This window comes from Achromobacter sp. SIMBA_011 (assembly GCF_046535435.1).
Taxonomy (GTDB): Bacteria; Pseudomonadota; Gammaproteobacteria; order Burkholderiales; family Burkholderiaceae_B; genus Achromobacter; species Achromobacter dolens.
Genome location: NZ_JAWRWN010000009.1, coordinates 17,500 through 36,637 on the forward strand (window position 1 = coordinate 17,500; position 19,138 = coordinate 36,637).

At 67.6% G+C, this 19,138-nt stretch carries 15 protein-coding genes; 10 read left to right on the forward strand and 5 right to left on the reverse strand.

Features of this window, described 5'->3' with window-relative positions; all coding sequences use genetic code 11:
- Positions 1 to 30 precede the first annotated feature (30 nt).
- Positions 31 to 1,455: a M20 family metallopeptidase gene (locus tag SB816_RS24335; protein WP_054501409.1), complete on the forward strand. Its 1,425-nt coding sequence runs from the start codon at positions 31 to 33 to the stop codon at positions 1,453 to 1,455.
- Positions 1,456 to 1,524: 69 nt separating this feature from the next.
- Here SB816_RS24335 and SB816_RS24340 read toward each other — a convergent pair whose 3' ends face one another.
- Complete coding sequence (locus SB816_RS24340; RefSeq protein WP_054501408.1) at positions 1,525 to 2,151, reverse strand: TIGR00730 family Rossman fold protein; 627 nt, start codon at positions 2,149 to 2,151, stop codon at positions 1,525 to 1,527.
- Positions 2,152 to 2,227: 76 nt separating this feature from the next.
- On the opposite strand from SB816_RS24340, the gene polA reads away from it, so the two are divergent.
- The 3 genes from polA to SB816_RS24355 all read left to right on the forward strand — a co-directional run bounded on the left by polA (position 2,228) and on the right by SB816_RS24355 (position 6,839).
- Positions 2,228 to 4,945: a DNA polymerase I gene (gene polA, locus SB816_RS24345; RefSeq protein WP_144655025.1), complete on the forward strand. Its 2,718-nt coding sequence runs from the start codon at positions 2,228 to 2,230 to the stop codon at positions 4,943 to 4,945.
- Between the two features lie 154 nt (positions 4,946 to 5,099).
- Entirely contained in the window at positions 5,100 to 5,933 is an 834-nt protein-coding gene (locus SB816_RS24350) for a ZIP family metal transporter (protein ID WP_064526897.1), read from the forward strand.
- A 117-nt stretch (positions 5,934 to 6,050) separates the two neighbouring features.
- Entirely contained in the window at positions 6,051 to 6,839 is a 789-nt protein-coding gene (locus tag SB816_RS24355) for a dienelactone hydrolase family protein (RefSeq protein ID WP_054501405.1), read from the forward strand.
- Positions 6,840 to 7,529: 690 nt separating this feature from the next.
- On the opposite strand, the gene SB816_RS24360 is transcribed toward SB816_RS24355, so the two are convergent.
- Entirely contained in the window at positions 7,530 to 9,191 is a 1,662-nt protein-coding gene (locus SB816_RS24360) for a Na/Pi cotransporter family protein (protein ID WP_054501404.1), read from the reverse strand.
- 175 nt (positions 9,192 to 9,366) lie between these two features.
- On the opposite strand from SB816_RS24360, the gene SB816_RS24365 reads away from it, so the two are divergent.
- Positions 9,367 to 10,758, forward strand: a complete 1,392-nt coding sequence (locus SB816_RS24365; protein ID WP_410547658.1) for an L-serine ammonia-lyase — start codon at positions 9,367 to 9,369, stop codon at positions 10,756 to 10,758.
- 140 nt (positions 10,759 to 10,898) lie between these two features.
- Here the strand turns inward: SB816_RS24365 and htpX are convergent, their stop codons facing one another.
- A complete protein-coding gene (gene htpX / locus SB816_RS24370) occupies positions 10,899 to 11,780 on the reverse strand; it encodes a protease HtpX (protein WP_410547659.1) in 882 nt (293 codons plus the stop codon).
- Positions 11,781 to 11,934: 154 nt separating this feature from the next.
- Here htpX and SB816_RS24375 point away from each other — a divergent pair, with 154 nt between their 5' ends.
- Both SB816_RS24375 and SB816_RS24380 read left to right on the forward strand, forming a co-directional pair.
- On the forward strand, positions 11,935 to 12,789 hold the full coding sequence (locus SB816_RS24375) for a DMT family transporter (RefSeq protein ID WP_054501402.1): 855 nt from the start codon (positions 11,935 to 11,937) through the stop codon (positions 12,787 to 12,789).
- A gap of 36 nt (positions 12,790 to 12,825) precedes the next feature.
- Positions 12,826 to 13,677: a sulfurtransferase gene (locus SB816_RS24380; RefSeq protein ID WP_054501401.1), complete on the forward strand. Its 852-nt coding sequence runs from the start codon at positions 12,826 to 12,828 to the stop codon at positions 13,675 to 13,677.
- 73 nt (positions 13,678 to 13,750) lie between these two features.
- On the opposite strand, the gene SB816_RS24385 is transcribed toward SB816_RS24380, so the two are convergent.
- Together SB816_RS24385 and SB816_RS24390 are read right to left on the reverse strand one after the other, a co-directional pair.
- Positions 13,751 to 14,320, reverse strand: coding sequence for a phosphonate degradation HD-domain oxygenase (locus SB816_RS24385; protein WP_049072430.1), 570 nt, complete (start codon positions 14,318 to 14,320; stop codon positions 13,751 to 13,753).
- Positions 14,321 to 14,373: 53 nt separating this feature from the next.
- A complete protein-coding gene (locus SB816_RS24390) occupies positions 14,374 to 15,237 on the reverse strand; it encodes a LysR family transcriptional regulator (RefSeq protein ID WP_006388352.1) in 864 nt (287 codons plus the stop codon).
- A 160-nt stretch (positions 15,238 to 15,397) separates the two neighbouring features.
- Between SB816_RS24390 and SB816_RS24395 the strand changes: the two genes are divergently transcribed.
- From SB816_RS24395 to phnX, 3 genes are read left to right on the forward strand one after another with little or no spacing between them, the layout of a single operon-like run.
- The gene (locus SB816_RS24395; protein ID WP_064526894.1) at positions 15,398 to 16,528 is read left to right on the forward strand and encodes a putative 2-aminoethylphosphonate ABC transporter ATP-binding protein; all 1,131 of its coding nucleotides are present in this window, start codon (positions 15,398 to 15,400) and stop codon (positions 16,526 to 16,528) included.
- A gap of 28 nt (positions 16,529 to 16,556) precedes the next feature.
- On the forward strand, positions 16,557 to 18,287 hold the full coding sequence (locus SB816_RS24400) for a putative 2-aminoethylphosphonate ABC transporter permease subunit (protein ID WP_116791101.1): 1,731 nt from the start codon (positions 16,557 to 16,559) through the stop codon (positions 18,285 to 18,287).
- Positions 18,288 to 18,314: 27 nt separating this feature from the next.
- Positions 18,315 to 19,136 carry a phosphonoacetaldehyde hydrolase gene (gene phnX, locus SB816_RS24405; protein WP_054501397.1) on the forward strand — a complete coding sequence of 274 codons (822 nt, stop codon included), beginning with the start codon at positions 18,315 to 18,317 and terminating at the stop codon, positions 19,134 to 19,136.
- The last annotated feature ends 2 nt before the right edge of the window (positions 19,137 to 19,138 follow it).

A 19,138-nucleotide genomic window follows, 5' to 3' on the forward strand; every position in this document is an offset into this window, starting at 1 on the left:
CAGATCCTGTAGACCGCCACTGGAGACACGATGGGAGCCATCGATATTCTTGCCCCGTTCATCGACGCGCGCAGCGACCGCTACGCCGAGTTGAGCGACCGCATCTGGAGCCTGGCCGAATTGCGCTACGACGAGCACAAATCGGCCGAACTGCACATCGCCATGCTGGAAGAGGCCGGCTTTCGCGTTACCCGCGACGCGGCCGGCATTCCGACGGCGTTCGTCGCCGAGGCGGGCGCCGGCGGCCCGGTGATCGGCATCCTGGGCGAGTACGACGCCCTGTCGGGCCTGAGCCAGGAGAGCGGCGCCTATGCCTGCCAGCCGTCGCCGGAAACGCCCAATGGCAACGGCCACGGTTGCGGCCACCACCTGCTGGGCACGGCGGCGCATTTCGCCGCGGTGGCGGTCAAGGAATTCCTCGAGCGCAATGGCCTGCCGGGCCGCATCCGTTTCTATGGCTGTCCGGCCGAGGAGGGCGGGTCGGGCAAGACCTTCATGGCGCGCGCCGGGCTGTTCGACGACCTGGACGCGGCGCTGACCTGGCATCCGGCCTCGCACACCGGCATCTTCCACCAGTCGTCGCTGGCCAATATCCAGGCCTATTTCCGCTTTCGGGGCGTGGCGGCTCACGCGGCCAATTCGCCGCACCTGGGCCGCAGCGCGCTGGACGCGGTGGAGCTGATGAACGTGGGCGTGAACTACCTGCGCGAGCACATGGTGCCGGACGCGCGGGTGCACTACGCGGTGACCAACAGCGGCGGCATCTCGCCCAACGTGGTTCAGGCCCGCGCCGAGGTGCTGTACCTTGTGCGCGCGCCGATCAATTCGCAGGCCGCCGAGCTGTACGAACGGGTCAAGAACGTGGCCCGCGGCGCGGCGCTGATGACCGGTTGCGAACTGGAGATCGTGTTCGACAAGGCCTGCTCCAACTACATTCCCAACGGCGTGCTGAACCAGGTCATGTACGCCAACATGCAGGCGCTGCAAGGCCCGGCCTACACAGAAGGCGAACAGCAGGCTGCGCGCCGCATGTGGGACGCGATTTCGGCCGACGACATCGACAACGCCGGCAAGAACCTGGGCGCGGTGCTGCGCAATCCGACGCCGCTGTTCAGCGGCGTCGCGCCTTACGAACCCGGCAAGCATGAAATCAGCTATGGATCGACCGACGTCGGCGACGTCAGTTGGGTGACGCCCACGGCACAGTGCTGGGGCGCCTGCTATGCCTACGGCACGCCATTCCATTCCTGGCAGATGGTGGCGCAGGGCAAGTTGTCGCTGGCGCACAAGGGCATGGTGCATGCGGCCAAGATCATCGCGGCCACGGCGGCGGATCTCTATCGGCAGCCCGGGACGCTGGCGCGCGCCAAGGAAGAGCTGTTGGAAATGCGCCGCGGCCAGCCGTATGTCTGCCCGATTCCGGCGGACGTGCTGCCGTCGTTCATGCGCAAGTAGGGGCGCGCGGGCGGCCGCGATTCGCGGCCGCCCGGCATTGCCGGGTGCGTCTTTCCCGGCCAGCGGCCGTCAGGCCGGCAGCGAGGGCGCGTATTGCGCTTCCGTGCTGACCTTCTGGTGGAACTCGACCACCTTGCGCACGACCTTGCGCGGATCGTCCTCGATGATGAAAAGATCCAGGTCATGCGCGCCGATCATGCCGTTGCCGAGCACCTGGCCCCCCAGCCATTCGACCAGGCCCGACCAGTATTCGCTGCCCACCAGCACGATGGGCGCGGGCGGGACTTTGCCGGTCTGGATCAGTGTCAACGCTTCGAAGAGCTCGTCCAGGGTGCCGAAGCCGCCCGGCATCGCCACGTAGGCGAAGCTGTGCATGAAAAAGGTGGCTTTGCGTGAAAAAAAGTACTCAAACGATAGACTGATGGTTTGATATTCGTTGTTGTGCGCTTCGTGCGGCAGGCTGATGTTCAGCCCGATGCTGGTGCCGCCGGTTTCGAACGCGCCCTTGTTGGCGGCTTCCATGATGCCGGGGCCGCCGCCCGCGATGACCGCAAATCCCGCCTCGGCCAGGGCGGCCGAGATTGCCACGGTGGTTTCGTAGTGGGGGGAGTTGCGGCTGACGCGCGCACTGCCAAAGACACTGACCGCCGGCCCGATGTTCGCGAGCTTTTCGGCCGCCGTCCGTATCTCTGACATAATCAGCGGAATTTGTTTTTCGGCGGGCGTCGCCGCAATTGTTGCCGCAGTTGTTGCCATATCTGCCTTTGTAACCATGAAAAAAACCTTATTGCTGGTCGACGGTTCAAGCTACTTGTACCGCGCTTTTCACGCTATGCCTGATTTGCGCAATGCGCAAGGCGAACCTACGGGTGCGCTGTACGGCGTGGTCAATATGTTGCGCAAGCTTGTATCCGACTATAAGGCAGAGTATGCCGCATGTATTTTCGATGCGCGTGGCAAGACCTTCCGGGACGATCTGTATCCGGAATACAAGTCGCACCGCCCGCCCATGCCGGAAGATCTGGCCGCCCAGATCGAGCCCATCCATCGCGCCGTGCGCGCGCTGGGCTGGCCGGTGCTCGCGATCGAGGGCGTCGAGGCCGATGACGTGATCGGCACGCTGGCCTGCCGCGCCGCCGAGCGCGGCGTGCACACGGTGGTGTCCACCGGCGACAAGGACCTGGCGCAGTTGGTCAACAGCCATGTCACGCTGGTCAACACCATGAGCGGCGAGGTGCTGGACGAGGCTGGCGTGGTCAACAAGTTCGGCGTGCCGCCGGACCGCATCGTCGATTACCTGATGCTGGTGGGCGACACCGTCGACAACGTGCCGGGCGTGACCAAGGTCGGCCCCAAGACGGCCGCCAAGTGGATCACCGAATTCGGCTCGATCGACAAGCTGGTCGAGGGCGCCGAGGGCATCAAGGGCGTGGCCGGCAGCAACCTGCGCGAAGCCATTCCCAACTTCCCGCTGACGCGCCAGCTTTTGACGGTGAAGTGCGACTGTGACCTGACCGGCCACGTCGACAGCGTCGACGACCTGACCCCTCGCGGCCGCGACGAAGCGACGCTGACGGAACTGTACGAGCGCTACGGTTTCCGCACCTGGCTGCGCGACCTGACTGGCGACGCCGAGCGCGTGCCGACGGGCGATGCAAGGGTGGCGGCCGAGGTGCCGGCCGCGCCGACGGAACTGGATTACCGCATCATCGCCGACTGGGCGGCGTTCGACGCCTGGATGGCGTTGGCGCAGGGCGCCGAGCTGGTGGCGCTGGACACCGAGACCACGTCGCTCGATGAGATGCAGGCCAAGTTGGTCGGCCTGTCGATGGCGGTGGCGCCGGGCGTGGCCTGCTATATCCCCGTTGCGCACCGCGGCCCGGACGGCGCGACGCAACTGCCCAAGGACGAGGTGCTGGCGCGCCTGCGTCCTTGGCTGGAAGACGCCTCGCGCCCCAAGCTATTGCACCACGCCAAGTACGATACACACGTGTTCGCCAACGAAGGCATCCGCCTGGCGGGCATCGCCGAAGACACCATGCTGCAGGCCTACGTGCTGGAGTCGCATCGCGGCGTCGGCCTGAACGACCTGGCGCAGCGCTACCTTGGCCGCAGCGGCGTGTCGTACGAGGACCTGTGCGGCAAGGGCGCCAAGCAGATCGGCTTCGATGAAGTGGCGGTGGACAAGGCCGGCCACTATGCCGCCGAGGATGCCGACTTCACGCTGCAACTGCACCGGGTGCTGCGCCCGCAGGTGGCGGCCGATGCCGGGCTGGAGCGTATCTACCTGCTGGAGATGCAGGTGTCGGCGGTGCTGACCACGATCGAGCGCAATGGCGTCAAGGTCGACGCCGCTGAACTGGGCCGCCAGAGCCACAAGCTGGGCCAGGAAATGCTGCAGCTCGAGCAGAAGGCCTACGAACTGGCCGGGCAGCCCTTCAACCTGAATTCGCCCAAGCAACTGGGCGAGATCCTGTTCGGCCGCATGCAGTTGCCGGTGGTGCGCAAGACCGCGGGCGGCGCGCCGTCGACCGACGAGGAAGTGCTGAGCAAGCTGGCGCAGGACTATCCGCTGCCGCAGGTGCTGCTCGAGTACCGCGGGCTGTCCAAGCTCAAGTCCACCTACACGGACAAGCTGCCGCGCATGATCAACCCTGCCACCGGCCGCGTGCACACACACTACTCGCAGGCTGCGGTCATCACGGGCCGCCTGGCTTCGTCCGATCCCAATCTGCAGAACATCCCCGTGCGCACCGAAGCCGGGCGCCGGGTGCGCGAGGCGTTCGTCGCCGAGCAGGGCCTGCTGCTGTCGGCCGACTATTCGCAGATCGAACTGCGCATCATGGCGCACGTGTCGGACGACGCCAATCTGCAGCGCGCCTTCGCCGCGGGCGAGGACATCCATCGTGCCACGGCCTCGGAAGTGTTCGGCGTGTCGCTGGCGGACGTGTCTTCCGAGCAGCGGCGCGCGGCCAAGGCCATCAACTTCGGCCTGATCTACGGCATGGGCGTGTTCGGCCTGGCGTCGAACCTGGGCATTACGCGCGACGCGGCGCAGGCCTATATCGACCGCTATTTCGCCCGCTATCCCGGCGTGGCGATGTACATGGAGAACACGCGCCGCGTGGCGCGCGAGCAGGGCTACGTCGAGACCGTGTTCGGGCGCCGCCTGCAACTGCCGGAGATCCGCGGCGCCTCGGGCCCGCGTCGGCAGGGCGCCGAGCGCGCGGCGATCAACGCGCCGATGCAGGGCACCGCGGCCGACCTGATCAAGATGGCCATGGTGGCGGTGCAGGACTGGCTCGAGGCCGAAAAGCTGCGGACGCGCATGATCATGCAGGTGCACGATGAACTGGTGCTGGAAGCGCCCGACTCGGAACTGGAGCTGGTCAAGGAAGCCCTGCCGCGGCTGATGTGCAACGTGGCCGAACTGCGCGTGCCGCTGGTGGCCGAGGTGGGCGTAGGGAAGAACTGGGAACAGGCGCACTGATCCCGGGACGAGCGGCGCGCTCGGGAAGCGCCGCTCGTCCCGGAGTCCCTCGTATCGGGCCGTTCGGGGCGCGCAGCGATCCGGCGGCCCATTTCCGCTTTTGTGGCTGCAACAATATAATGTTGCGCTTCCCCTGACCATATACGTCCCCCAAATGCTGCTGCTCTGGGTCCTGCTTGCCACCGTCACCGGTGGCCTCATCGCCGTCCTTGTCGCCAGTTGGCTGGCCTACAAGGTGTTCGCCCATTACCTGCATCACATGGTCAGTCTGTCGGTGGGGGTGCTGCTGTCGGTGGCGTTGCTGCACCTGTTGCCGGAAGCCTTCGAAAGCGGGGTGGCCGATGCCCATGTGCTGTTCGGGCTGATGCTGGCGTCGCTGATCGGTTTTTTCGTGCTGGAGAAAATCGCGCTGCTGCGCCACAGCCATCACCACGAGGGCGACGGGCATCACCATCATCATGGTCATGACCAGCACGAGGCGGGACGCGGAGGCGTGCTGATCCTGATCGGCAGCTCGCTGCATAACCTGTGCGACGGTGTGCTGGTGGCGGCGGCCTTCCTGACCGATCCGTTGCTGGGCGTGCTGACGGCGGCCTCGATCATCGTGCACGAAGTGCCGCACAAGCTGGGCGACTTCGTCGTGCTGCTCAATGCCGGCCTGGCGCGGCGCCGCGCCTTCGCGCTGATCCTGTTCACCAGCTTGTGTTCAGCCTTGGGCGGCATAATAGGTTACTTCGTGCTGCAGCAGGCCCAGGATTGGGTGCCGTACGTATTGGTGGTTGCCGCCAGCAGCTTCCTCTACATCTCGGTGGCCGACCTGATGCCGCAGATGCACGAACGGGTATCCCTGGCCGATGCGGTGCCGCAACTGCTGCTGGTGGGCGTGGGTGTCGTGCTGATCTACAGCGTGACGACCCTGATGCATCACGGGCATGAGCACGAGACGGGCGCCGGCGCGGCACGCACGGAGCACGTCCACACACATTGAGGCGTGGCGGTCGCGATACCCGGCTTTGCTTCCGATCCTGGCCGGTCCTGTCGCGCTCGCCCCGATGGCGAACCGCGGCGCGCCGGCTCCGCGTTGATCCCTACACAGGAGTTCGCCATGAGTTTTTCCGCCGCCGCCGGCAACGTCGCCCCCACCGTGATCCACACGGACGCCCAGGGGCTGGTTCACGGGGATTTCCAGTTGCCCGTGGCCGATGGATCCATCAGCGCCTATTACGCCGCCCCCGAGGGCAAGCGCGACCTGCCCGTGGTGCTGGTGGTGCAGGAGATCTTCGGGGTGCACGAGCACATCAAGGATATCTGCCGCCGCGTGGCCAAGGCCGGTTACCTGGCCGTGGCCGCAAACCTGTACGAGCGCCAGGGCGATGCATCGACCTATACCGACATTCCCAAGCTGATCGCCGAGATCGTCAGCAAGGTGCCCGACGAACAGGTGTTCGCCGACCTGGACGCCAGCGTGGCGTGGGCCGCGCAGCATGGTGGTGACCCGAAGCGGGTGGCGGTGACGGGGTTCTGCTGGGGCGGGCGCCTGACGTGGATGTACGCGGCGCACAATCCGAACGTGAAGGTGGGCGTGGCCTGGTACGGCAAGCTGAGCACGGGGCATGGTCCGTTGATCAAGCGCTATGCGTTCGATGTGGTGAACGACCTGCATGCGCCGGTGCTGGGGTTGTATGGGGCCAAGGATGCCAGCATTCCGGTGTCGGATATCGAGATCATGAAGACGAAGCTGGCGGCGGGCAATGAGAATGCCCGGCGGTCGGAGTTCGTGGTGTATCCGCAGGCGGATCATGCATTCATGGCGGATTACCGGGCGAATTATCAGGCGGAGGCGGCCAGGGATGGGTGGGGGAGGATGCTTGAGTGGTTCAAGCGGTACCTTTGAGGGGGGGGGCTCTTGGCGTCATGAGAAGCCGCTGCGCGTTTGCGTGGCGGTTTTTTTTGGGGCGTTGTTGCTTTCGTAGGCCGCCCGGCGCGGGTGGCGCATGGGTGGGCGCGCCTGCGATTGCGGTCCGGAGCCTTCGCTCCGGACTTCCCCGTGCTCAACCTCGTCCGCCTTCGGCTCCCTACGGTTTCCGCCGGGCGCATCTGACGGCGCGCCCACCCATGCGCCACCCGTGCCGGGCTACCGGTTTCGAGGCATGGGGCGCTGCTGGACCGCGGCGGCATGCGAGAGGTTTGCGGGGCCCGCCAGGATCGGCTGCGCGGGCAGCCGATCCTGGCATACGCGGCGTGGGGCGTCGGGGCTTGGTTCGCTACGCGCGGGTGAGGGTGCGCGTGCTCGGGGGGGCGCGTGTCGTGAAGAGAGACTTGTTGCCCTACCACATAGCGTTGATGAACGATGCGAGCGCGATCACATGTGGGCATGCTGCCGCCTTGTGACACAAGTGCCTCAAGCCGGGGTAGCCCCTTCGCTGGCAGCCATTGTGGGGCATCGAAGGCGGGGCAGCCCCCTCGGGGGGGCAGCAAGCGCGCGAGGCGTGCGCGGCGTGGGGGCCGCCCCGCCGCCCGGCCGCCCGAAGGCGGGGCAGCCCCCTCGGGGGGCAGCAAGCGCGAAGCGCGCCGCGTGGGGGCCCTAATTCCCCGCTTCGCGCAGCCGGCTGGGGAGGAGTTCGCCGTGGCGGGCCAGGAGGGGATAGGCGGCGGCGCCGACCAGGTGGGAGTTGATGCCCTTCATGTCGCGCAGGATGTCGAGATAGAGGGCGCCGACTTCGGCGGCGTCGACCTGACCTCCCTTGATTTTCTGCAGGTGGGCGTCGGCCGCCTGCGTTTCGATGGTGCGGAAACGCGACTTTTCACCGGCCAGGGCGCGGGCCTGGCGCAGGTCGTCGTTGACGAAGAGGGCGGCGGCCTGGCGTTGGTTGGCGATCAGTTCGCCCAGCGTGTCGTCGAGGCTGGCGCGTTGTTCGGGAGAGAAGGTCCAGCCCTGCTTGCGCAGCTTGGCGATGTGGCTGAGCAGGCCATGGTGGGCGATGTCGCCTGCGTGGCCGATGTTGCTGATGAAGGCGAGGATGTCGTCCATGCGCTGCACGTCGTCGCGCGTCATGTTTTCCTGGTCCAGCGTGGCCAGGTAAGTGGTGATGGCGCTTTCGAGCTTGTCCAGGGCGGCGTCCAGTTGGCGCGCCTGCACCATGCGGTGGCGGTTGTCGCGCTTGAAGCCGGCGCGGGCGTACAGCAGCAGTGTCTGCAGCATATCGGCCATGCGCAGCGCTTCGCGGGCGGCGTTGCCAAGGGCGACTGCCGGCACGTCGTGGGCCCATTCGTCCAGGTATTGGGGGCGGGACGGGTCGTTGGGGTCGGTGCGTTTGGGCAGCCAGCGGGTAAGCAGGGCGGCGTAGGGGGCCAGCAGCGGCAGGAACGCCAGCGCGATGACGGCGTTGAAGAGCGTGTGGAAGTTGGCGACCGCGCGGGCCGGGTCGCTGGACATATCGCTCATCAGCGGTTGCAGCCAAGGCAGCAGCACCAGTCCGGCCAGCACGCCCAGGATGCGGGTCAGCAGGTTGCCCAGCGGCAGGCGGCGGGCCGCGGGATCGTCGCCGGTGACGCCCTCGATCATGGGGTTGATGGCGGTGCCCAGATTGGCGCCCAGCACCAGCGCGAAGGCGACGTGCGGCGCCACCATGTGGTGGCTGGCCAGCGACATGACCAGCACCACAACGGCGACGCTGGAGTGGGCGGCCCAGGTGAAGGCGGCCGACAGTAGCACTGCGGCGACCGGCTGGGTCGCCAGGGCGTCCAGGATCATGCCCAGCATTGGGGCGGTTTGGAACGGCTCGAACAGTTCGACGAGCTGGTGCAGCGACAGCAGCAGCAGGCCCAGGCCGATGAAGACCCGCCCCAGGTCGCGGGTGCGGCCCGGCGGATAGCGGCGGAACATCCAGACGCCTGCCAGGATCAGGATGGGCGCCAGCGAGGTCAGGTCGAACGACAGCAACTGCACGATGAGGGTGGTGCCGACGTTGGCGCCCAGCATGGCGGCCAGGGCCGGCACCAGCCCGACCACGCCGCCAGCGGCGAAGCCGGTGATCATGAGGCCGGTGGCGGTGCTGCTTTGCAGGGCGGCGGTGATGCCGAGGCCAGCGGCGAAGGCTCGCAGGCGGGTGCCAAGGGCGCGGCCCAGCGCGGCGCCCAGGGCGGCGCCGAAGGCGCGCTGCACGCCCGTCTGGACCATGTGCACGCCCCAGAGCAGCAGGGCGACGTAGCCGGCGAAGTCAAGCAGGGTGATGAGTCCGGACATCCTGGGGCAGTTCCATTCTTTTTATGACAAGAAATAATTCTGTAATGATCGCATGCCGGGACGGGCGGGGAAACCCGTGCCGTGAATACAGCATACGCCCCGCGGGGCTTTGCTGCGCAGGGCCGGACCTTGCGCGTATCATTGCCGGATCATTCTTGGATGCAGGGGATTTCCGGTGGCCGTTTCCGTCTTCGATCTGTTCAAAATAGGCATAGGCCCGTCGAGTTCCCATACCGTCGGCCCCATGCGGGCCGCTTTGTTGTTCGCCCAAGGGCTGGAGCGCGACGGCCTGCTGCCGCGGGTGGCGAACGTGCGCGCCGAACTCTATGGCTCGCTGGGCGCCACCGGCAAGGGCCACGGCACCGACAAGGGCGTGCTGCTGGGCTTGATGGGCGAGGCGCCCGATACGGTCGACCCGGCCGCCATCGCCGGCATGATCGCGTCGGTGCGGGCCAGCCGCCAGTTGCCGCTGCTGGGCCACTATCCGGTGCCGTTCGTGGAAAAGGAACACATGATGTTCTACCGCCGCGAGGCCATGGCCGAGCACCCCAACGGCATGAAATTCCACGCCTTCGATGCCGAAGGGCAGTCGCTGCGCGAGGCCCGCTACCTGTCGGTGGGCGGTGGTTTCGTGGTCACGGCGGGCGCCTCCAACAGCCAGGTCATCGCCGCGCACGACCAGTTGCCGTACCCGTTCCGCACCGGCCGCGAACTGCTGACCATGTGCCGCGAAAGCGGCCTGAGCGTGGCACAGCTCATGATGAAGAACGAGCTGACCTGGCGCGAGGCCGGCGAGGTCGCGGGCGGGCTGGACCGCATCTGGCAGGTGATGCAGGACTGCGTGTCGCGCGGCTGTGGCATCAATTACCCCGAAGCCGATGGCGAACTGCCGGGTCCGCTGCGGGTGCGCCGCCGCGCCCCCGAGCTGTACCGCAACCTGACCCAACGGGCCGAGCGCACGCTGTCCGATCCGCTGTCGGTGATGGACTGGGTCAACCTGTACGCCATGGCGGTGAACGAGGAAAACGCCGCCGGCGGGCGCGTGGTGACGGCGCCGACCAACGGGGCCGCGGGCATCATCCCGGCGGTGCTGCACTACTACGACCGTTTTGTCCCCGGTTCCAGCCGCGAGGGCGTGCGCGACTTCCTGCTGACCGCGGCGGCGGTGGGCCTGCTGTACAAGTACAACGCCTCGCTGTCCGGCGCCGAAGTCGGCTGCCAGGGCGAGGTCGGCGTGGCCTGTTCGATGGCGGCCGGCGGCCTGGCCGCGGCGCTGGGCGGCTCGGTCGAGCAGGTCGAGAACGCGGCCGAGATCGGCATGGAGCACAACCTGGGCCTGACCTGCGACCCGGTCGGCGGACTGGTGCAGATTCCCTGTATCGAACGCAACGCGATGGCCTCGATCAAGGCGGTCAACGCGGCCCGCATGGCGCTGCGCGGCGACGGCCAGCACTACGTGTCGCTGGATTCGGTCATCAAGACCATGCGCGAGACCGGCGCCGACATGAAGACCAAGTACAAGGAAACGGCGCGTGGCGGCCTGGCGGTGAACATCGTCGAGTGCTGAGGCGGGTCCGCCCCCAACAAAAAGCCCCTTGATCGCTCAAGGGGCTTTTTTCATTGCCGAGCCGCCTCACGATGAAAGCGCCCCGGGGGGACGCAAGCCGAAGGCGCGGCGTGGAGGCTTTTCCCAGGCCTGTGCCCGGATCAGATCACGCGGGCGTTCTGCAGCGCGGCGATGCGGGCCGGGATCGGCGGGTGCGAGGCGAACATGGCCGCCAGGCCGCCGTTGCCGGTGATGCCGGAAGCTTCGAACGACTTGGGCAGCTCGCCCGGCTCCAGGCCGCCCAGGCGGGCCAGGGCGCGGATCATGGGTTCGCGGGCGCCCATCAGGTGGGCCGAGCCGGCGTCGGCGCGGTATTCGCGCTGGCGCGAGAACCAGGCCACGATGATCGAGGCCAGGATGCCGAAAATGATCTCACAGACGATCACGGTGACCATGTAGCCCGGGCCGAGGCCGCGTTCGTTCTTGAACACCACGCGATCGATGAAGTAGCCGACCACGCGCGCCAGGAACACCACGAAGGTGTTGACCACGCCCTGGATCAGGGTCAGCGTGACCATGTCGCCGTTGGCGATGTGGGCCACTTCGTGGGCCAGCACCGCGGCCACTTCCTCTTCGCTCATGCTTTCGAGCAGGCCGGTGGACACCGCCACCAGCGAATCGTTCTTGAAGGCGCCGGTGGCGAACGCATTGGGCGCGCCGTCGTAGATGGCGACTTCCGGGCGGCCGATGCCGGCGCGATCGGCGAGCTGGTGGACGGTGTCCAGCAGCCAGGCCTCGCGCTGGTTGCGCGGCGCGTTCGGATCCAGCACCTGGGCGCCGGTGCTCCATTTGGCCATGGGCTTGCTGATCAGCAGCGAGATGATGGCGCCGGTGAAGCCGACCACGACCGAGAAGATCAGCAGCGCCTGCAGGTTCAGGCCGTTGGCGGTCAGGTAGCGGTCTACGCCCAGGATGCGTAGCGTGGCCGACAGCACGAGCATGACGGCCAGGTTGGTAATGACGAAAAGGATGATGCGTTTCATGCTTTTTTTGTTCCTCAGCGAGCGGGACTTGTGCGGGATTGGACTGTGCCGCGGCGCAGCAGTTCCCCGACTGCCGGCGCCGCCCCGGTGACGGAGAGTATAGTATCGCTTTCCCCTATTTCCCCCTCACTTTCACCTGAGCGCTGACCCCCAAATGCAGGCACTTTGGATGTTGCTGGCGTCCGCCATGTTCGCCATCATGGGGTCGTTCGTGAAGCTGGGCACCGAGCACGGCGCGACGCTGCCGCAAGTGGTGCTGTTCCGCGGCCTGCCGTCGGTGGTGCTGCTGCTGATCTGGGCGCGCGCCGGGCGCCAGTCGATCGTGCCCACCAGTTGGAAGCTGCACCTGTGGCGCAACCTGTCCGGCGTCACTTCGATGTGGCTCGGTTTCTTCGCCATTTCCCATCTGCCGCTGGCGACCGCCACCAGCCTGAACTACACGGCGCCGCTGTTCATCGCCTGCTGGATGCTGGGATGGGGCGGGGCGCAGCGCGACCCGGTGCGGATCGCGGCCGTGGCCCTGGGTTTCCTGGGCGTGATCGCCGTGCTGCGCCCCAGCATCAACGAAGACCAGTGGCTGGCGGCCCTGCTGGGCCTGGGGGCGGGCGCCATGTCGGCCATCGCCATGATGCAGATCCGCCAGCTAGGCCGTATCGGCGAGCCGGAATGGCGCACGGTGCTGTTCTTTTCGGTGGCGGTGTGCGCGTCCAGTTTCGCCGGCCTGGGCTTCGAGGGCTGGGGCCATGCGGACTGGACCGGCTACAGCTCGCTGCTGGGCGTGGGCGTGACCGGCCTGTTCGGCCAGTTGGCCATGACGCGGGCGTTCGGCCTGGGCTCGGCGCTGCTGACCGCGGCCCTGCAATACAGCACGATCATCTTCGCGGCCCTGCTCGGCATGGGTTTCTGGGGCGATACCCTGGACGGCCTGGCCTGGGCCGGGATGGGCCTGATCATTTCGGCGGGCCTGCTGTCGGTCTGGCGCACCATGCGTGACCCCAAGCCGACCTGATCCCGCCAACCCGACCCTATCAGAGGAGAATTTCCGGTGACGATGACCCTGATTTCCGCGGCCGACCTGGCCACGCACCTGGGCGCGGCGGACGTGCGCGTGTTCGACGTGCGCCACGACCTGACCAATCACGCGGCCGGTCGTGAGGCCTATGCCGCCGGCCATATTCCCGGCGCCCGGTACCTCGACCACGAAACCGAGCTGGCGGCCCCCCGGACCGGCAGGAATGGCCGCCATCCGCTGCCCGACCGCGGCCAGTTCGGCGCCTTGATGGCGGCGCACGGCGTCACGCCCGAGACCCTGGTGGTGGCCTATGACGCCAGCGGCGGCATGTACGCCGCGCACCTGTGGTGGATGCTGCGCTGGCTGGGTCACGACCGGGTCGCCGTGCTCGACGGCGGCTGGCAGGCCTGGCAGGCGGCCGGGCTGCCCACCTCCACCGAGGCGGCCGCGCCGGTGCAGGCGGGCGCGCCGGTCACGCCGGCGGCGCCGCTCGTGGGCAGCGTGGATGCGCAGGCGGTGCTGGACAACATCGCCCGGCCCGCGTTCACCGTGATCGACGCGCGCGCCGCCAACCGCTATCGCGGCGAGGTCGAGCCGATGGATCCCGTGGCCGGCCACATTCCCGGCGCGCTGAATCGTCCGAACGGCCAGAACCTGCAGGCCGACGGCCGTTTCAAGGACGCGGCGCAATTGCGCGAGGAATTCACCGCCTTGCTGGACGGCCGCGACCCCGCGGCCATCGTGCACCAGTGCGGCTCGGGCATCACCGCGTGCCACAACCTGCTGTCGATGGAAATCGCCGGCCTGGCCGGCTCGCGCCTCTATCCGGGCTCGTGGAGCGAGTGGTGCAGCGATCCGTCCCGGCCGGTGGCCAAGGGCGAGTGAGCGCGCCGGCCGGCCCGGCCGCAAGCCGGGCCTGAAACCGCGCCGTGGTATTCCGACGGCGCGGGTGGCGGCCTTACCAGACCGCCGCCAGCTTGACCCGTCCGGAGACGCTTTCGGCGATCTCCAGGAAGTGGTCCAGCGGCGGCGTGGCCAGCCCTGGCACCTTGGCCATGTCGTCCCAGCGCCTCAGGCGGATCGCATCTGGCGCGCCCGGCATGCTGGCGAAATCCACCGCCTGGCCCGCATCGAAGCTGCCCCCCTGAAGCGCCAGGCTGCGTTTCGAATCCTCCGAAAGCGACGCTTCATACTGCGGCTCCACATAGCAGAGGTAGCGCTTGGCCTCCACGTGCAGCCGGATCGGGTCCAGCACCGCCGAACTGAACAGCCCGCGCAGGAACGGCAGCACGAAATACTGGTGCTTGTCGTCGATGCCGCGCAGCGTGGGCGTGTCGGGATGGTCGGCGATCAGATGCCCGAGGTCGTGCAGCAGGCAGGCGGTGATCAACTGGGCATTGGCGCCATGGCGTTCGGCCAGCGTCGCGGTCTGCAGCGCATGGCGCAGGTGGCTGACGGATTCGCCATGATAGGAACGGTGCCCGCGTTCCAGGAAAAGCTGTTCGATGTCCTGCAGGGTCAAGGCCATGGTTGTCTCCTGAGTGGCCGCAAGGGGAAGAGGCGGGGCAGTGATCCCACGGATCAGCCGGCTGCCGGCGCCATCTCCAGAAAGCGCGCGATGAGCTGCACCGGTTGGCGCTCGCGCAGGCAGTACAGGTATTCATGCATCACGACATCGGCGCCCTCGATGTCCAGGGCCGCCAGTTCGGGATGGGACGGGATCTCGCGCGACGGGATCAGGCTGATGCCCAGTTCGCACAGGATCGCCTGGCGGATCGATTCGCGGCTGCCGATTTCCAGCGTGCGCTTGACCGTCACGCCAGCCGCCTGCAACGCTTCTTCGGTCAACTGGCGCGTCATCGAGCCGGGTTCGCGCAGCAGCAGCGCGTGGTCGGCCAGGTCCGCCAGCGCCACCTTGCCGCGCCGCGCCAGCGGGTGGCCGCGGTGCGTCACCACGCGGATCGGATCGGCCGCGATCATGCGACGGTACAAATGCTTGTCATCCATCAGAAACGAGGACGTGGCAATCTCGATACGATAATCATGCAGCGCCTGCAGCATGCTCTGCGAGTTGCCGATGGCCACGGTCAGGTCGATGCCGGGGTAGAGCTGGTTGTAGCGGCGCACCGTGTCCATGATGTAGTACGGACCGGTGGCGCCGATGCGCAGGTTGCCCTCGCGCAGGTCGCTGGCGTCGCGCAGGCGGAAATCGATCTCGGTCTCCTGCTGCACGAGTTTTTCCACCATGGGCATCAGGCTGTGCCCGGCGTCCGACAGCCGCATGCCGCGGCCCTGGCGATGGAACAGTTCGACGCCGTAACGCGACTCCAACTGGCGCAGTTGCCCCGTCACCGTGGGTTGGCTCACGCCCAACTGGGCTGCGGCCTTGGTGACGGTGCCGCAGCGAGCCACGGCATAGAAGGATTTGAGTTCGGCGACGAGCACGGTGGACGGGGCCTGTGTGGGGACGAATGGGTGGACGCAATGCGCAAGACCGCCAGTACACCAAAATAATTTGATGTTTTTATTACTGCATTTGCGCGAAGTGTCATAAACACTCAATACGCGCCTTCCATACTGCCTTCGTTCCCAGACCGGAGGCCCCATGGCCCAACAGCTCCAGCGCGATACCAATACTGTTCCGACGGGCGCTTCGCCCCAGCCCGGAGCGCAGCGCGGGGGCTTTCTTTCGGTCAGCAATCTCGTCAAGCGCTTCGGCAGCCATACGGCGCTGTCGGATGTGTCGCTGGATATCCGCGCCGGTGAACTGGTGTGCCTGCTGGGCCCCTCGGGCTGCGGCAAGACCACGCTGCTGCGCGCCATCGCCGGCCTGGAGCGCCAGGACAGCGGCACCATCCTGCTGTCGGGCCGTGACATCTCCCATGCCGAGCCGCAAGAGCGCGACTACGGCATCCTGTTCCAGTCCTATGCGCTGTTTCCCAACCTGACCGTGGCCCAGAACGTGGCGTATGGCCTGAGCGGCAAGCGCGCCCATCGCAAGCACGTGGCCGACCGGGTCGAGGAAATGCTGACGCTGGTGGGCCTGGCCGGCGCCTCTCATAAATATCCAGGACAGATCTCCGGGGGCCAGCAGCAGCGCGTCGCCCTGGCCCGCGCCCTGGCGCCGTCGCCGTCCCTGTTGCTGCTGGACGAGCCGATGTCGGCACTGGATGCGCGGGTGCGCGAACATCTGCGCATCGAATTGCGCGCGCTGCAGAAACGCCTGTCGATCACCACGCTGATGGTGACGCACGACCAGGAAGAGGCCATGGTCATGGCCGACCGCATCGCCGTTATGAACGGCGGCGTCATCGAACAATTCGGCACCCCGCGCGAGCTATATCGCCAGCCGGGTTCTGCCTTCATCGCCGATTTTGTCGGCGAGGCCAACTGGCTGCCGTTCGAGCGCATCGATGCGCACCACGCCCGCGTCGGCCGCCAGGAACTGGCGGTGGACGAGGCGCTGGAGCGCAACGTCGGCAAGCTGTTCGTGCGGCCCGAGGCAGTGCGCGTGAGCGTGGCGCGTCCGGAGCAACCCAACACCATGCTGGCCGACGTGCTGGACGGTGTGTTCCTGGGCCGCGGCTACCGCCTGGCGCTGCGCCTGGAAGGCGTGCCCGGCGCCACCGTCCACTCGATCGTGTCCCCTGAAACCGGAGATGCCCTGCTTGGGCCTCACGCCGCCAGCCGTTGCTGGGTGGAGCTGCCGCGCCATGCGATTCGCGCCTACGCTTGATCCGGCTTCGGGCCGTTCCCCCGTCGTCATGTCCGCGCCTGTCGACGCCCCCGCTGTCTCGCTTGGCCGCCGCCCCTTGCCCGCCTGGGTCGGCGCCTTCGGGCTGACGCTCGGGCAGGGCGCCCTGGCGCTGGGACTGGCACTGTTCCTGGCCCTGCCGCTGGTGGCGATCCTGGCCAAGTCGGTCACCGATGCCAATGGCGATTGGGCCGGCCTGTCGGTGGTGCTGGGCATCATCGGCGCCGACGGTTTCCTCGGCATGGTCGGGCGCAGCCTGACGGTGGGCGTGGTCACCATGATGCTGGTGGTGCCATGCGCCTATGCCTTCGCCTACGCCCTGACGCGCAGCCGCATTCCTGGCAAGGGCCTGCTGCGCACCATCGCGCTGCTGCCGCTGCTGGCGCCGTCGCTGCTGCCGGGCATCGCGCTGGTCTACCTGCTGGGCAACCAGGGCCTGCTGAAAGGCCTGTTCGGCGGCGCGACCATCTATGGCTTCTGGGGCATCGTGGTGGGCGAGGCGTTCTATACCTTCCCGCACGCGCTGATGATCCTGCTGACCGGCCTGACGCTGGCCGACGGCCGCCTCTATGACGCGGCGCGCGCCATGGGCGCCGGGCCGTTGCGCACCTTCATGACGGTGACCCTGCCCGGCACGCGCTATGCGGTGTTCTCGGCCTGCTGCGTGGTGTTCACGCTGACGGTGACCGACTTCGGCGTGCCCAAGGTGGTGGGCGGCGACTACAACGTGTTGGCGATGGAAGCCTACAAGGCCGTGGTCGGCCAGCAGAACTTCCCCAAGGGCGCCGCCATCGGCATCCTGCTGTTGCTGCCGGCGCTGCTGACCTTCGTGCTGGACCGCCGCCTGCGGGCCCGCCAGGGCGCCCAGTTGAGCGGCCGCGCCCAGCCCTACGCGGCCGGCGCCAACCGCCGGCGCGACACGGCCTTCCTGCTGCTGGCAGGCGCCATGGCCGGGTTCCTGCTGCTCATCATCGGCGTGGCGGTGTGGGCCTCGTTCGTGAAGATGTGGCCCTACAACCTGTCGCTGTCGCTGCGTTCTTACGACTTCGACAACATGGATGGCGGCGGCTGGCTGGCCTGGCGCAACAGCCTGGAACTGGCCTTCTGCACCGCGCTGATCGGCACGGTGGTGGTGTTCCTGGGCGCCTGGATGATGGAAAAGGTGCCGGCCCGCAGCGCCTCGTCGCGCGGCCTGCGCGGCGTGCTGGGGATGCTGGCGCTGATGCCGATGGCGGTGCCCGGCCTAGTGCTGGGCCTGGGCTACATCTTCTTCTTCAACGGCGCCGCCAATCCGCTCAATGTGCTGTACGGCACCATGCCGCTGCTGGTGCTGTGCACGGTGGTGCACTTCTACACCAGCGCGCACCTGACGGCCGCCACCGCGCTGAACGCGCTGGACCCGGAGTTCGAAGCCGCCTCGGCCTCGCTCAAGGTGCCGCGCCTGACCACCTTCCTGCGCGTGACGCTGCCGATGTGCCTGCCGGCCGCGCTGGACGTCGCCCGCTACCTGTTCGTTTCCGCCATGACCACCGTGTCGGCCGTGGTGTTCCTGTACAGCCCGTCCACGGTGCTGGCCGCCGTCGCGGTGCTGAACATGGATGACGCCGGCTTCATCGGCCCGGCCGCCGCCATGTGCACCGTGATCATGGCCAGCTCGGCGGTCGCGGCGCTGCTGCTGCACCTGGCCAGCCGCGCCCTGGTGGCGCGCAGCCAGGCGTGGCGCCGGCCCGCGACCCTTTGATTTGAATACTCAGCAAGGAAGACCCTCATGACTGTTTCGCCTCTGCCCGTCCGCCTGGAAGCGGTGATTTTCGATTGGGCCGGCACGCTGGTCGACTTCGGTTCCTTCGCGCCGACCAAGGTGTTCGTCGACGCCTTCGCCGAGTTCGGCATGGAAGTCACGCTGGAGCAGGCCCGCGGCCCGATGGGGGTGGGCAAGTGGGACCATATCCGCGCGCTGTGCGACGAGCCCGCCATCGCCAACCAGTACCAGGCCCGGTTCGGCCGCCTGCCGACCGACGACGACGTCACCGCCATCTATGAGCGCTTCCTGCCGATGCAGTTGGACAAGGTGGCGCAGTACTCGGCCGCCATTCCCGGCGCGGCCGAGCTGCTGCGCGCGCTGCGCCAGCGCGGCCTGAAGATCGGCTCCTGCTCCGGCTACCCCGGCAGCGTGATGCGCCGCGTGGTCGAGCGCGCCGCCGGCGAAGGCCTGCAGCCCGATTGCATCGTCGCCAGCGACGACGTGCCGCGCGCGCGCCCGGCGCCGGCCATGGCGCTCAAGAACGTGGTGGAGCTGGGCCTGACGGATGTGGCCGGCTGCGTCAAGGTCGACGACACCGCTCCCGGCATCGAGGAAGGCCGCCGCGCCGGCATGTGGACCGTCGGCCTGCTGCTGTCGGGCAATGCCGCCGGCCTGACGCTGGACGAATACCTGAGCCTGGACGACAACGGCCGCCAGGCGGCCCGCGAGCGCGCCGGCCGCGAACTGTCGGGCGCCGCGCCGCATTACCTGATCGACACCGTGGCCGACCTGCCTGGCGTGATTGCCGATATCGAATCCCGCCTGGCGGCGGGGCAGCGACCCTGAGG